12 protein-coding genes are annotated in these 14,388 nt (G+C 70.0%); 3 read left to right on the forward strand and 9 right to left on the reverse strand.

The window, feature by feature from the left end; genetic code table 11:
- From ACZ7GZ_RS29080 to ACZ7GZ_RS29120, 9 genes are all read right to left on the reverse strand, one after another.
- Positions 1–470: WXG100-like domain-containing protein (locus ACZ7GZ_RS29080; RefSeq protein WP_471028684.1), on the reverse strand; the 470-nt coding region annotated here is incomplete at its 3' end.
- A gap of 92 nt (positions 471–562) precedes the next feature.
- The gene (locus ACZ7GZ_RS29085; RefSeq protein WP_071369867.1) at positions 563–1,144 is read right to left on the reverse strand and encodes a GTP-binding protein; all 582 of its coding nucleotides are present in this window, start codon (positions 1,142–1,144) and stop codon (positions 563–565) included.
- Positions 1,125–1,700, reverse strand: a complete 576-nt coding sequence (locus ACZ7GZ_RS29090; RefSeq protein WP_471028685.1) for a DUF742 domain-containing protein — start codon at positions 1,698–1,700, stop codon at positions 1,125–1,127. Before ACZ7GZ_RS29090 ends, ACZ7GZ_RS29085 begins: the two co-directional genes overlap by 20 nt.
- A gap of 97 nt (positions 1,701–1,797) precedes the next feature.
- Positions 1,798–2,211: a roadblock/LC7 domain-containing protein gene (locus tag ACZ7GZ_RS29095; protein WP_004983065.1), complete on the reverse strand. Its 414-nt coding sequence runs from the start codon at positions 2,209–2,211 to the stop codon at positions 1,798–1,800.
- Between the two features lie 10 nt (positions 2,212–2,221).
- Entirely contained in the window at positions 2,222–5,446 is a 3,225-nt protein-coding gene (locus ACZ7GZ_RS29100) for a nitrate- and nitrite sensing domain-containing protein (RefSeq protein ID WP_471028686.1), read from the reverse strand.
- A 393-nt stretch (positions 5,447–5,839) separates the two neighbouring features.
- Positions 5,840–6,415: a GTP-binding protein gene (locus ACZ7GZ_RS29105; protein WP_323377011.1), complete on the reverse strand. Its 576-nt coding sequence runs from the start codon at positions 6,413–6,415 to the stop codon at positions 5,840–5,842.
- Positions 6,396–6,794 (reverse strand): DUF742 domain-containing protein, encoded by a 399-nt coding sequence (locus ACZ7GZ_RS29110; RefSeq protein WP_009190816.1) that lies wholly within the window; start codon positions 6,792–6,794, stop codon positions 6,396–6,398. Before ACZ7GZ_RS29110 ends, ACZ7GZ_RS29105 begins: the two co-directional genes overlap by 20 nt.
- 111 nt (positions 6,795–6,905) lie before the next feature.
- Positions 6,906–7,319 (reverse strand): roadblock/LC7 domain-containing protein, encoded by a 414-nt coding sequence (locus tag ACZ7GZ_RS29115; RefSeq protein WP_023546525.1) that lies wholly within the window; start codon positions 7,317–7,319, stop codon positions 6,906–6,908.
- 9 nt (positions 7,320–7,328) lie between these two features.
- The gene (locus ACZ7GZ_RS29120) at positions 7,329–11,129 is read right to left on the reverse strand and encodes a sensor histidine kinase (RefSeq protein ID WP_471028688.1); all 3,801 of its coding nucleotides are present in this window, start codon (positions 11,127–11,129) and stop codon (positions 7,329–7,331) included.
- 566 nt (positions 11,130–11,695) lie between these two features.
- Between ACZ7GZ_RS29120 and ACZ7GZ_RS29125 the strand changes: the two genes are divergently transcribed.
- From ACZ7GZ_RS29125 to gltX, 3 genes are all read left to right on the forward strand, one after another.
- Positions 11,696–11,890 (forward strand): hypothetical protein, encoded by a 195-nt coding sequence (locus ACZ7GZ_RS29125; RefSeq protein WP_471028690.1) that lies wholly within the window; start codon positions 11,696–11,698, stop codon positions 11,888–11,890.
- A gap of 160 nt (positions 11,891–12,050) precedes the next feature.
- Positions 12,051–12,836: a fumarylacetoacetate hydrolase family protein gene (locus ACZ7GZ_RS29130; RefSeq protein WP_471028691.1), complete on the forward strand. Its 786-nt coding sequence runs from the start codon at positions 12,051–12,053 to the stop codon at positions 12,834–12,836.
- Positions 12,829–14,313, forward strand: coding sequence for a glutamate--tRNA ligase (gltX, locus tag ACZ7GZ_RS29135; RefSeq protein ID WP_471028693.1), 1,485 nt, complete (start codon positions 12,829–12,831; stop codon positions 14,311–14,313). Before ACZ7GZ_RS29130 ends, gltX begins: the two co-directional genes overlap by 8 nt.
- Positions 14,314–14,388 lie beyond the last annotated feature (75 nt).

The raw sequence follows: 14,388 nt of genomic DNA on the forward strand, positions 1-14,388 counted from the left end.
TCGGCGGCCTCGTCGATGATGCGTTTCACCAACTGGCGCATGGCCGTGATCTCGGCCGCGCCGAGGACCGCGGAGAGGCCTCCGGTGATGAAGGCGGCGCCGATCGAGAGGCCCACCGACCCTGCCATGACGGCGAGTTCGGCTTCGGCCTTGGTCTTCATCCCGAAGATGATGTCCGCGACGACGTCACAGGCGTCGGCGAACAGGCGGGCCAGCTCCGGGATCTTGTCCAGGTGACCGGCCTTGACCTGGTTCCAGTGGGTCTGCATCGAGTGCACGGCCCAGCCCTTGGACGAGGCGAGGATCTGCTCCACCGCCTTGTGCGCGTCCGCACCGTGTCCCTCGAACTTGTCGGCGAACTCCCGCATGGCGTCCGCCATGTGACGGTAGTCGTCCTCGTCCACATTCGGAAAGTGGATACCGATGTAGTCCAGGACCTGGTCCAGCCAGCCCGGAATCGTATAACCCATCCCCCGCAAAGTCCTTTCCGTACAGGCACCCCAGCACTGAGGGGCGGCACCTTCCAGGTGCCGCCCCTCAGATGTACAACATCACCGGCCGGTTACCGAAGTCGCGCCATCAGGGCGTGCTCGACCAGGGTGATCAGCGCGCTCTTGGCGTCGGCGCGGTGCCGGGCGTCGGTCGTGATGATCGGGGTGTCGGGGCCGATCTGCAGGGCCTCGCGGACCTCGTCGGGCTGGTACGGCTGGTTGCCGTCGAAGCCGTTGAGGGCGATGACGAACGGCAGGCCGCTGTTCTCGAAGTAGTCGACCGCGGGGAAGCAGTCGGCGAGGCGCCGGGTGTCGACCAGGACGATCGCGCCGATCGCGCCGCGCACCAGGTCGTCCCACATGAACCAGAAGCGGTCCTGGCCGGGGGTGCCGAACAGGTACAGGATCAGGTCCTGGTCCAGGGTGATACGGCCGAAGTCCATGGCCACCGTGGTGGTGGTCTTGTCTCCGGTGTGGGTGAGGTCGTCGATGCCGGCCGAAGCGGACGTCATGACGGCCTCTGTGCGCAGCGGGTTGATCTCCGAGACGGCGCCGACGAACGTGGTCTTGCCCACGCCGAAGCCGCCCGCCACCACGATCTTCGCGGAGGTGGTGGAGCGGGAAGGACCGCCGCTAGAGCTTGCGAAGTCCACTGAGCACCCTTTCGAGCAGTGTCACGTCTGGCTGGCCACCGGCGTTCTCGTCGCCGCCGGGCTGATGGATGGCGACCAGGCCCGCCTCCGCCAAGTCGGCGACGAGGATCCTGGCCACGCCGAGGGGGATCGTCAGCAGCGCGGAGATTTCGGCTACCGACTTGATCTCCCGGCACAGGTTGCAGATCCGCTGATGCTCGGGCAGCTGGCCCTGCATCTGGTGCGGAGCGGCGGTGGTGTGCACCAGTGCCTCGATGGCGAGCTGGTAGCGCGGGCGGGTCCGGCCGCCGGTCATGGCGTACGGACGCACCAAGGGGTTGTTCGACGCGGTCGCGGGCGCCGGCTCGGGGCGGCGCTGCGGTTGCACCGGCTGGATGCGCGGGGCCTGCGGCTGGTCGTACGGCGAGGGGCCGGGGCCCTGGGGAGCGTACGGCTGCCGGTGGCCCGGGGAGGAGGGGAAGTTGTAACGGTTCGGGTTCTGGGAACCGTCGCCGCGGCCCTGGGCAGGGCCGTACGACCAGTTGCCCGCATTGGAACCGCCTGGGGGTGTTGCCACTCTCTTCTCCTCCTCCGACCGTGCCGGGCACCCATCCGTGTGGAGCCGCGTCCCGAAACCTTACGGCCCCGGGACGCGTATACGCACCGTTCACCTGTTAGTTGAGAAGGCTGCCCTGGAGTTCTGCACGCAGATCCGGGGTGAGGACCGTGCCCGCGCGGTCCACCAGAAGGGCCATCTCGTACCCGATGAGGCCGATGTCCGCTTCGGGGTGGGCCAGCACGGCGAGCGACGAACCGTCGGAGATGGACATGATGAAGAGGAATCCCCGCTCCATCTCCACAACCGTCTGGTTCACGCTGCCGCCCTCGAAGATGCGGGAGGCGCCTGCCGTCAGAGACGTCAGACCGGAGGCGACGGCCGCGAGCTGGTCGGCGCGGTCGCGGGGGAAGCCTTCGGACATCGCCAGAAGGAGTCCGTCGGCGGAGACCACCACCGTGTGGGACACCCCCGGGGTGTTGTCCACGAAGTTGGTGATCAACCAGTTCAGGTTCTGTGCCGCCTGGCTCATCGGGCTCACACTAACGCTCCTGGTTGTAGGTGCTGTCAGGACCGAAGCCCTGGCCGTTCGTTTCACTGCCTGCGCTGCGTCCGCGCTGGACGCCCCGACGCAGGTTGCTCAGCCTGCCCCGGACGTCCTCCGGGGCGCGGGAGACCTGTGGGCCCCCCTGGGGGGTGGTTTCGGCGGAACCCTGGACCAGGTTGGCCTTGGGTACCCGCCGCGGCAGGCCCGAGGAGGTGACCCCGCCTGCCTTGGGCTTCCGGAGCTGCGAGGCCTGCTGCCAGCGCTCGTCGTTGGCCGAACGCCAGTCGCTGTCGCCGCCCGCCTGCGGTGTGTTGTCCGGTGCCGCGGCTTCCTGGTGCCTGCGCGCCGTGCCGCCCGCGGTATCCGAGCCGTTGGAACCGCTCGCGACGGATCCGCGGCGGGGCAGCCCGGCGTCGGTCAGCTGGTGGGCGGCGGGAGAGGCCGGTCCCGGACGGTCGAAGCCTACGCGGTTCCGCTCACTCGCGTCAGCGGCCTGCGAGGATTCCGTTTCCGGAGCGTACTGGTCCGGATACCCGTTCCGGTAGCCGTTCTGCGGCTGCTGGGGCTGCTGGGGCTGCTGCGGCCAGTCGTCCTGGTAGGACGGGGCCTGGGCCGGCTCCGCGTACGCGGGGTCCGGGTAGCCGCCGTTCGGCGCGTAGTACTGCTCCTCGTACGGCTTGTCGTACGACTGCTCCTCGTACGAGGCCTGCTGCGGCTCGGCGTACGTCTGCTCCTCGTACGTCTGCTGCGGCTGCTCCTGGTAGGCCTGCTGCTGGTACGACGGCTGCTGCTCCTGGTAGGCCTGCCGCCCGTCGAAGAGCGGGTCCTCGTACGAGGGGCCCTCGGGGGACTCGGCCTGCGGGTCGCCGGTCTGCTGGCCGTGCGTCTGGGCCTCCAGGGCCGCCCGGCGCTCCTCGCGCATCAGGGAGCGGCCGACGGGGTCCAGCTCGCGGATGTCGTCGGGGACCTCCGTGTACTGGCTGTCGTCGAAGCCCAGCTCGGCGGCGGTGCGCATCGGCTGCGCCTGGTGGAAGCTCTCGCCCTGGAACTGCTGCTCCGGGATGATCTGCGAGACCGTGAACTCCTCGCGGTCCAGCGGCGCCTCGCCGCCACCGCCGTGCGTGATCGCGTCCGGCAGCATGACCAGGGAGGTCGTACCGGCCTGCTCGCCCGAGGGGCGCAGCTGGACGCGGATGCCGTGCCGGTCGGACAGCCGGCCGACCACGAACAGGCCCATGCGCTGGGAGATCGCGGCGTCCACGGTCGGCGGGTTCGCCAGCTTGTGGTTGATGTCCGCGAAGTCCTCGGCCGTCAGGCCGATGCCCTTGTCGTGGATCTCGATCATGATACGGCCGTCGGGGAGACGGGTCGCGGTGACGCGGACCTTGGTCTGCGGGGAGGAGAACGTCGTCGCGTTCTCCAGCAGCTCGGCCAGCAGGTGCACGAGGTCGGTGACCGCGCGGCCGTGGATCTCGGCCTCCGGGACGCCGGACAGCTCGATGCGCTCGTACTGCTCCACCTCGGAGGAGGCGGCGCGCAGCACGTCGACCAGCGGGACCGGCTGGTCCCAGCGGCGGCCGGGCTCCTCGCCGGCGAGGACCAGCAGGTTCTCGCCGTTGCGGCGCATACGGGTGGCCAGGTGGTCCAGCTTGAAGAGGTTCTCCAGCTGGTCCGGGTCGGCCTCGTTGTTCTCCAGGTCGGTGATCAGGGTCAGCTGGCCCTCGATCAGCGACTGGTTGCGGCGCGACAGGTTGGTGAAGATCGCGTTGATGTTGCCCCGCAGCAGGGCCTGCTCGGAGGCGAGCCGGACCGCCTCGCGGTGGACCTGGTCGAAGGCGCGGGCGACCTCGCCGATCTCGTCCTTCGTGTTGATCGGGATCGGCGCGACCCGGGTGTCGACCCGGCCGGGGTCGGTGCGGGAGAGCTGGTCGACCAGCATCGGCAGACGCTGCTCGGCGATGCCGAAGGCGGCGTTGCGCAGCTGGCGCATCGAGCGGCTCATCTGGCGGGCCACGGCACCGGCCAGGATGAAGGCGAGCAGCAGGGCGACCACGACGACGCCACCGGTGATGAACGCCGAGGTCTTGGCGTTGTCGGCGATGTCGGAGGCCTCGTTCACGGCCCTGTCGGCCATGTCCGACTCGATCTGGCGGTAAGCCTTGTACTTCAGCGAGTTGACCGCGTACCAGTTATCGGCAGTGATGCCGCCCGCCGCGAGGGTCTGACGGGTGAGGACGCTGGTGTCCTTCATGGTGGCCAGTGCCGCCACCATCTTGGTCGGGTCGGAGGGCGGCGGGACGTAGTTCGGGTTCTGCTGCTTGGCCGCCGTGGCCATCGCGGCGCCCTGCGACTCGATCTGTGTCTGCTTGTCCTTCAGCTTCTGCGCGTCGGCCTCGGTGCCACCGCCCTTGTACTCCTCCACGGCGATGCGCTCGAGGTAGGCGTACGAGGACAGGGAGACCCGCTGGGTCGCCAGGTTCGGGGCGTCCGGACCGGGCTTGACCAGCAGATGCGTGCCGATCGACCGCTCCAGCGACAGCGCCGCCTTGGTCAGCGAGATGGCGTAGACGGTACGGCCGTAGGAGGTGATGTTGCCGGTGCCCAGACCGAGCTCGTTGGCGAACTCCATCAGGGGGTGGCTGACGTCGACGTAGCCCTCTTCGGTCTGTACGCCGGTGACCTTGGAGGTGTAGGCGACCTGCCGCAGCTGCGCGAGCCTGGGCTCCGCCTCGCGGAACAGCTTCAGCCGGCGCACCAGGCCCGACTTCTGCGGCATGTTCTGCGCGGCCTGGTCGAAGCCGTCGGCGGCGTCGTCCGTGGCCTTGCGGGCGGCGGCGATCGTCGCCTTGCTCTTGCTGTCCGTCTTCTTCAGCAGCAGGGGCGCCGCGGTGACGTCACGCTCGTTCTCGAGGGCGTCGGCGTAGGTGAGGGCGGCTCGCACCAGGCGGGCGGTGTTCTCGGCGTCGCGTGCCTGCTGCCAGGTGTCGATCGAGCTCTTGACCTGGAAGCCGCCCATGACGAGGCCGACCGCCACGGGTATCAGCAGGATCGCGTTCAGCCTGGTCGGCACACGCCAGTTGCGCGGCGAGAAACGGCCGCCGCTGGGCGCGGGTGCCGCCGTCGGTTCCGCGCCGGGCACAGGGGTGGGCGCCGCAGCGCGCGGCGGCGGGGTGAAGTTGCCCCGCGCCGACGGCTCGGGACCGTTCTTGCTTCGCCTCACTCGACCAACAACCTCTCGGCGGTCGGCACCTACGTCGTGCCGCAGTCTCTCAGAGCCCGGTTCGTCATCGACCCCTTGGCAGGTACGTCTTTGACTATTGGGCAGTTCAGGCATTCCAGCACGTGGACCAGCGCTCTTCCAAACAGCGGAAACCCCGGAGCGACCCTCTTGTAAGCCCCAGATAAAACGGTCATAAAGAGCGAGCCCCGCCAAAAGGCGGGGCGTTTGTGCGCACAGCGGCACTGCGCGACCGCGTCGCGTGGTGAAGCCGGGTGATTCCTCTGCCGAACTGTTATGAACGTCGGAGCCGACCGTGTCAAAGGCCACAGTCGGCTCCGTGCCGTTCACCGCAACTGCCGTAAACGCCGTCGCACTTGAGTGCGTACGCGTGTGCTACTTGAGGCGTGCCATCAGGGCGTGCTCGACCAGGGTGATCAGCGCCGACTTGGCGTCGGCGCGGTGCCGGGCGTCGGTCGTGATGATCGGGGTGTCGGGGCCGATCTGCAGGGCCTCGCGCACCTCCTCGGGCTGGTACGGCTGCTGTCCGTCGAAGCCGTTGAGGGCGACGACGAAGGGCAGGCCGCTGTTCTCGAAGTAGTCGACCGCGGGGAAGCAGTCGGCGAGGCGCCGGGTGTCCACGAGCACCACCGCGCCGATCGCGCCGCGCACCAGGTCGTCCCACATGAACCAGAAGCGGTCCTGGCCCGGCGTACCGAAGAGGTACAGGATCAGGTCCTGGTCCAGGGTGATACGGCCGAAGTCCATGGCCACCGTGGTGGTGGTCTTGTCTCCGGTGTGGGTGAGGTCGTCGATGCCGGCCGAAGCGGACGTCATGACGGCCTCTGTGCGCAGCGGGTTGATCTCCGAGACGGCGCCGACGAACGTGGTCTTGCCCACGCCGAAGCCGCCCGCCACCACGATCTTCGCGGAGGTGGTGGCCCGGCCCCCGTCAGAGCTTGCGAAGTCCACTGAGCACCCTTTCGAGCAGCGTCACATCCGGTGCGCCGCCGTTGTTCTCGTCGCCACCCGGCTGGTGAATGGCGACCAGGCCGGCCTCCGCGAGGTCGGCCACCAGGATCCGGGCCACTCCGAGCGGCATGGCCAGCAGCGCGGAGACCTCCGCGACCGACTTGACCTCACGGCACAGGTGGCAGATGCGCTGGTGCTCAGGGAGCAGTCCCATGAGCGCTGCCGGGTCGGCCGTGGTGCTGATCAGCGCCTCGATCGCGAGCTGGTAGCGCGGCCGGGTCCGGCCGCCGGTCATCGCGTACGGACGGACCAGCGGCTGGTCGCCCTCGTCCCCGTACGGTTCCGCATACGGATCGTGATGGGCGGTGGGCGGGGTCATGAATCCTCCGGGCGGGACAGCAAGTCGGTCAGTCAAGCCGTCTGACGGGGCCGGTGGGGGGATTGTGGCGGCCGGACGGTGTTTTCGTGAGGTGGGTGGTGCCGGGGGCGGTCAGTGGAGCAGACTGCCCTGGAGTTCGGCGCGCAGGTCCGGGGTGAGTACCGCCCCTGCGCGGTCGACGAGCAGTGCCATCTCGTAGCCGACGAGACCGATGTCGCACTCGGGGTGGGCCAGGACCGCGAGGGACGACCCGTCCGAGACGGACATCAGGAAGAGGAACCCGCGCTCCATCTCGACGACCGTCTGCGCCACGGTGCCGCCCTCGAAGATCCGGGACGCCCCGGCCGTCAGGGAGGTCAGCCCGGACGCGACGGCCGCCAGCTGGTCGGCGCGGTCCCGCGGGAAGCCTTCGGACATCGCCAGCAGAAGGCCGTCGGCGGAGACCACCACCGTGTGCGACACCCCGGGGGTGTTGTCCACGAAGTTGGTGATCAACCAGTTCAGGTTCTGTGCCGCCTGGCTCATCGGACTCAACTAACGCTCCTGCTGGTGAGTGGGGCTCGGGTAGCTGCCGGTCTGGCCGCTGCCGGCCTGACGGCCCTGAGCGATGCCCCGACGGAGATTGGTCAGCCGTCCGCGTACGTCGTCAGGCGCACGCGAGACCTGCGGACCGGCTTGGTGCTGTTGCTGCTGGGCGGTGCCCGGGACAAGGTTGGCCCGGGGCACCCGGCGCGGCAGGCCGGAGGTGGTGACCCCGCCCGCGGCGGGCTGCCGGACGCGCTCGGCCTGCCGGACGAGTTCGTCGTTCGGCGAGGTGCGCCAGGAACCGGTGGCGGAGCCGTTGCCGTTCGTGGGGCGCTGCGGGGCCGGGGCGGGTGCCTGCGGCTGCTGCGGCTGCTGCTGCTGCTGCGCGGGCGCGCCCTCCGCCTGCGGACCGCCGTGGAACCAGTTGGTCTCCAGCGTGTCGTACAGCGGGGTACGGCCGTCGCCCGGACCGGCGGCCGGCGGCAGGGCCTCCGGCTCACGGTGCACCGGACGCTGCTGCGGGGCCTGCTGGCGCGGGGCGCCGAATTCGTCCCGGCCGGCCGGCTGCGGGCGCTCGAACTGACCCGTGTGCGCCGGGTTCTGGCGGCCGGGCAGGGCGTGCCGGCCGGTGGAGCCGCCGTCGTAGCCGCCGTCGAATCCCTGCGGAGCCGCGAACTGGCCCGTGTTCTGACCCGCGTTCCGCGCGGGGTCGTTCTGCTGCTGCGCCGGCGTGTCGAAGACATCGGAGCGGACGTACGGATCGGCGCCCTGCGGGCCACCGGCGCCGTCGAACCGGCCGGGCAGCTCGGCGGCGTCCGGCCGGGCGAACTGGCCCGTCTGCTGCGGGTTCTCCGGGCGGGCGAACTGGCCCGTGTGCCGGGGGCCGCCCGGGCCGTTCAGGTCCGGGCGCGGGAACTCGCCCGTGGCGGCCGGGCCGTGCGCGTCGATCCGGGGCATCTCCGCGGTCGCGCCCGGGCCCTGCCGGTCGTCGACGCGCGGCATGTGTGCGGTGTGCGCCGGGTCCTGCTCGTCGTGGCCGCGCGGCGCGTCCAGCGAGGCACGCGACGGCGGGGTCTGCGCGTCGGCCCAGTCCGGGGTGCGCGGCTGCTGGGCACCGCCGGGCAGCTCGGCCCGCGGGCCGCCGCGCGGCGGCAGCTGGGGCTGGCGGCCCTGGTCGGAGGCGGCACCGGGCCGCTGCGGGCCACGGCCGCCGAAGGCGTCCTGCTGCGGGCCGACCGGGTTCGCGGTCTGCAGGCCCTGCGGAGCGCCGGGTGCCTGACCGCCGAAGCCGCCCGCACCGGCACCCGCGGGCATCGGCCGGCCCTGCTGCGGACCACCGAGACCACCAGCGGTACCCGGAGCACCGGGACCGCCCTGGGGACCACGCGCACCGGGACGGCCGCCCTGGCCCGTGCCGGGCAGCGCGGCCCGGGGGCCCTGGCCGGCGCCGACCTGGCCGCGCGGGCCGGGACCGGCACCGAGCAGACCGCCACCGGCCGGAGCACCGCCGAGGGCACCGCCCTGGCCGTTGTTGGCGTTCGCGCGTCGCGCCGCCGCCGCACCTGCGGCGGCCTGCGCGGCGGCGGGACCACCGGTTCCGCCGGGTCCGCCGGGCTTGCCCGGAGCGGGCTTCTTGCCGCCCTGGGCGACATCCACGGGCAGCATGACCAGCGCGGTCGTACCACCGGAGTCGGACGGGCGCAGCTGGATGCGGATGCCGTGCCGCTGCGACAGACGACCGACCACGAACAGGCCCATGCGGCGGGAGACGGAGACGTCCACGGTGGGCGGCGAGGCGAGCCGCTCGTTGATCGCCGCGAGGTCCTCGGGGGACAGGCCGATACCGGTGTCGTGGATCTCGATCAGCACGCGGCCGTCGGGCAGCGCGTGACCGGTGACCTTGACCTTGGTCTGCGGTGAGGAGAACGAGGTCGCGTTCTCGAGCAGCTCGGCGAGCAGGTGCACGAGGTCGTTGACGACCCGGCCGGCGACCTCGGTGGTCGGGACGGCGGCCAGCTCGATCCGCTCGTACTGCTCCACCTCGGACGCGGCGGCGCGGAGCACGTCGACCAGCGGGACCGGGCGGGTCCAGCGACGGCCGGGCTCCTCACCCGCGAGAACGAGGAGGTTCTCACCGTTACGGCGCATACGCGTGGCGAGGTGGTCCAGCTTGAACAGCGAGGACAGCTGGTCCGGGTCGGCCTCGCGGGACTCCAGTTCGGAGATCAGCGACAGCTGGCGCTGGATCAGACCCTGCGAGCGGCGCGAGAGGTTGGTGAACATCGCGTTGACGTTGCCCCGCAGCAGCGCCTGCTCGGCGGCGAGGCGGACCGCCTCGCGGTGCACGTCGTCGAAGGCCGCGGCCACCTGGCCGATCTCGTCCCGGGAGTGCACACCGACCGACTCCACCGAGGTGTCGACGTCCTGCGGGTCCGACTCCGACAGCTGCTTGACCAGCTCGGGCAGGCGTTCCTGGGCGACCTTGGTCGCGGTCTCCTGCAGCCGGCGCAGCGAGCGGATCATCGAGCGGGCCACGACGAACGCGCCGACGAGCGACACGCCGAGCACGAGCAGGATCAGCGCACCGGAGATGATGGCGTCCTGCTGGGTGGCGCTCTTCAGCTCGCGGGCCTTCTGCTCCATCTGCTCGAGCAGCGTGTGCTCGATCTTCTTCATCTGGTCGATCTTGGTCGAGCTGTCGTCCACCCAGTCCTTGTAGGACCGGTTGTTCATGCTCTGTATGCCGTCGCGGGAGTCGAAGACGCGCTTGGCGTAGGTGTCCGCGGACTGGATCGTCGGGTTGCCCTCGTCGATCGGCTTGAGGAGTTCCTCGGCGTTGTTGTTGGCGTAGATCTTCCGGAAGATCGCGATTTCCGAGTTCTCGCTCTCGTACGCCGACTGGCCGTACAGGCGGTCGTTCTCGGAGAGGTCGCCCTTCTTGTCCGTGGTCGCGGGCAGTGCGGCGGCGATCGTGGCGCGCTGCACGGAGGCGTACTCCTTGGCGGTGGAGAAGGCCGCCAGGGCGCGGGTGCGCGAGATCATCTCCGGGTTGCTGGACGCCTCGGCCATGTCCTGGGACAGGCTGATCAGCTGGGTGATCAGCCGGTGGTAGGACTCCACCGTCTGCGTCGAGTTGCCCTGCGACTTGTAGGCCGTCTTGCGGATCTTGGCCAGGTCGTCCAGCTGGTTGGCCAGGCCGACGAGCGCGTCGCGGACGCCCTGGAGGTTGCCGTCCTTGCTGGCCGCGTCGATCTGCTCGGAGGAGTTGAGGAAGTTCTCGCGGGCCCGGTCGGTCTTCTCCTCGAAGCCCTTGACCGTGTAGTCGTTCTGCGACAGGCCGTGCGCCAGGGGGCCGGCGGACTGGTCGCGCTCGTCCTGGAGGGCCATGGCCAGCTCGGTGGCCTGCTTGGTCATGTCCGTCAGCAGCTTCATGTTGTCGAGCTGCTGGATGTCGTCCATGTTGTCGCTGATGCGCAGCGCGCCCAGCGAGGTGGCCGCGATGACGGGGAGCGCCAGCAGCGAGACCAGACGCGTGGAGATGCGCCAGTTGCGCAGGGCCATGCGTGAGCCGGGGCCGGTGGGGCCCTTGGGGGGCTTCACGTCCGGCGTGGGGGCGGCACCGGAGCCGGCGCTGCCCGTGCCCGCGGACGAGCCCGACACGCCGGGGCGTCCGCTGCGCTCGCCGCCCCCGAGGGCCTGGCCCGGGTTCTGGGCGTGCTGGGGCGAGGAGCTGCCCTTCATGGGGCCAGTCCCGTCGTGCGACTCCGGCTCCGCCGAAGCGCTGCCATCCCTCTTGAAACGTCCCTGCACTAGCGTCGCAACCTCTGGACCAGGCACCCCTCCGCGTGAACGGAGGGACACGGTGTCGGCGTTGTGGAGAGCGCCCTGAAAACGCCCTCCGGGTGGTCTTGAGTGACCGGCGCTGGCTCCCCCCTGATCTCGCCGCCGCTCGGCGCTGCGTCGCGCCCGGTGCGCCGGCTCGATCCCCGCGGCGGTCCGTGGAATTCCAGCACAGTGCCGGATCTCCAACAAGGTCCGTGTCCCGAGCTGTGACCTCCGTGACGGGGTGTGAGTGCCGGGTTACCAGCCGTGGAGGCCGATCCAGGTCAAAACGGGCGTTTCTCGGCGAGTTGTCGCTCGGTGCCCGGTGTCCCAGTCGCCATGATCAGGAGCGGAATGATGGCTTCAGGGGGTCAATGTCCGTTTCGCTAGGGCGCGTTGCGGGTCAGGTTTGACCGGTTTGTCCGCGAGGTCGTGAGCAAACTCACATGAACATCCTGGGTGGTTGGCGCCTGCGGCAACGAATTGAATGTTTAGCCTGGCGCTTTACAAGAGCGACGCTTCTGTATCGACACAGGACTAGGACTCGTACAACCGTGAAGACGACGATGATGTTCCACAAGATCGCCAACCCGCGACGCACCACCCTGGCGCATCTGAAGGACACCGACGAGCTGCACACCCCCGAGTTGCCGGAGCACTCCGTCGACCTCCCCGCCCAGACCGCCAACCCGCGGCGCACGGTCCTGGTGGACGTCCCCGTCGGCGCGACGGCGGCCGTCGGAGAGTAGCGCGGCGCGCTCCAGGCTCCGGCCGGCCGGCTCCTGGCTCACCATTTCCGCTGAATTCCGAAATTTCCCGTACGACACCGCGGACTCGGAATTCCGGCGGTCCGACCGGTTAACCTGAGGCGTCAGTACGCCGGTTCTCAGTGAGGGGCGCAAGGATCCCGTGCGCATCGCCAGGTTCTCCATCGACGGGAACGTCGCCTTCGGCGCGGTCGAGGGCGACAAGCAGGACGAACTCGTCCTCGACATCATCAAGGGCATCCCGTTCGCGGACCACGAGCTGTCCGGTACGAAGGTGCCGCTGAGCAAGGTCAGGCTGCTCCCGCCGGTCCTGCCCAACAAGGTCGTGGCGTTCGGCCGCAACTACGGCGAGCACGCGCGCGAGCTGGGCAACGAGGTGCCGGACGCCCCCTTCGCCTTCTTCAAGCCGTCGACCTCGGTGATCGGCCCCGGCGACGACATCCAGTACCCGTCCTTCTCCGAGGAACTGCACCACGAGGCCGAGCTGGCCGTCGTCATCGGCCGCATGTGCCGCGAGGTGCCGCGCGAGCGCGTCAAGGACGTGATCTTCGGCTACACCTGCGCCAACGACGTCACCGCCCGGGACGTCCAGCGCCGCGAGAAGCAGTGGGCGCGGGCCAAGGGCTTCGACAGCTCCTGCCCGCTCGGCCCCTGGGTGGAGACGGACCTGGACCTGGAGCGCGCGAACGACCTGACCATCCAGCTCACGGTCAACGGCCAGCAGCGCCAGCTCGGCCGTACCAGCGAGATGGTCCACCCCATCGAGGACCTGGTCGTCAACATCTCCGAGGCCATGACCCTGCTCCCCGGCGACGTCATCCTCACCGGTACCCCGGCGGGGGTCGGCCCCCTGAACGTCGGCGACGAGGTCGCCGTCACCATCGAAGGCATCGGCACTCTCACCAACAAGGTTGTCAAGCGTGGCTAGCGCACCCGGCTCACCCGTACGCGTTCGTTTCTGTCCCTCACCCACCGGTAACCCGCACGTGGGCCTGGTCCGCACCGCCCTGTTCAACTGGGCGTTCGCCCGGCACCACCAGGGCACCCTGGTCTTCCGCATCGAGGACACCGACGCTGCCCGCGACTCCGAGGAGTCGTACAACCAGCTGCTCGACGCGATGCGCTGGCTCGGTTTCGACTGGGACGAGGGCCCCGAGGTCGGCGGCCCGCACGCGCCGTACCGCCAGTCGCAGCGCATGGACATCTACCGGGACGTCGCCCAGAAGCTCCTGGACGCCGGCCACGCCTACCACTGCTACTGCTCCCAGGAGGAGCTGGACACCCGTCGCGAGGCCGCCCGCGCCGCCGGCAAGCCCTCCGGCTACGACGGCCACTGCCGCGACCTCGGCGCCGAGCAGGTCGAGGAGTACAAGGCCCAGGGCCGCACCCCGATCGTCCGCTTCCGCATGCCGGACGAGACGATCACCTTCACCGACCTGGTCCGCGGCGAGCTGACCTTCACGCCGGAGAACGTCCCGGACTACGGCATCGTCCGCGCGAACGGCGCCCCGCTGTACACGCTGGTCAACCCGGTCGACGACGCGCTGATGGAGATCACCCACGTCCTGCGCGGCGAGGACCTGCTCTCCTCCACCCCGCGCCAGATCGCGCTCTACAAGGCGCTGACGGAGCTGGGCATCGCCAAGCAGACCCCGGCCTTCGGCCACCTGCCGTACGTGATGGGCGAGGGCAACAAGAAGCTGTCCAAGCGCGACCCGCAGTCGTCCCTGAACCTCTACCGCGAGCAGGGCTTCCTGCCCGAGGGCCTGCTCAACTACCTGTCGCTGCTGGGCTGGTCGCTCTCCGCCGACCAGGACATCTTCACGATCGACGAGATGGTCGCGGCCTTCGACATCTCCGACGTCAACCCCAACCCGGCGCGCTTCGACCTGAAGAAGTGCGAGGCGATCAACGCCGACCACATCCGCATGCTGGATGTGAAGGAGTTCACCGAGCGCTGCGCGCCCTGGCTGAAGGCCCCCTTCGCCCCCTGGGCACCGGAGGACTTCGACGCGGCCAAGTGGGAGGCCATCGCCCCGCACGCCCAGACCCGCCTCAAGGTCCTGTCGGAGATCACCGACAACGTGGACTTCCTCTTCCTCGCCGAGCCGGTCTTCGACGAGGCTTCGTGGGCGAAGGCGATGAAGGAGGGCAGCGACGCCCTCCTGCGCACCGCCCGCGAGAAGCTGGAGTCGGCCGACTGGACGTCGCCCGAGTCCCTCAAGGAGGCCGTCCTGGCCGCCGGCGAGGCCCACGGCCTCAAGCTCGGCAAGGCCCAGGCCCCGGTCCGCGTCGCCGTCACCGGCCGCACCGTCGGCCTGCCGCTCTTCGAGTCCCTGGAGGTCCTGGGCAAGGAGAAGACGCTGGCCCGTGTCGACGCGGCCCTGGCCAGGCTCGCAGCGTAACGAACGCCACACAGGGGCGGCACCCGGTCTCCGGGTGCCGCCCCTGTGCCGTACCCGTCCGCCGGACAGCACGGC

The organism is Streptomyces sp. NPDC037288, assembly GCF_055603265.1.

Bases quoted from the DNA above. Each gene is read 5' to 3' on its own strand.
- ACZ7GZ_RS29095 (WP_004983065.1), bottom strand. From the start codon at position 2,211: ATGAGCCAGGCGGCACAGAACCTGAACTGGTTGATCACCAACTTCGTG.
- ACZ7GZ_RS29110 (WP_009190816.1), bottom strand. From the start codon at position 6,794: ATGACCCCGCCCACCGCCCATCACGATCCGTATGCGGAACCGTACGGG.
- ACZ7GZ_RS29115 (WP_023546525.1), bottom strand. From the start codon at position 7,319: ATGAGCCAGGCGGCACAGAACCTGAACTGGTTGATCACCAACTTCGTG.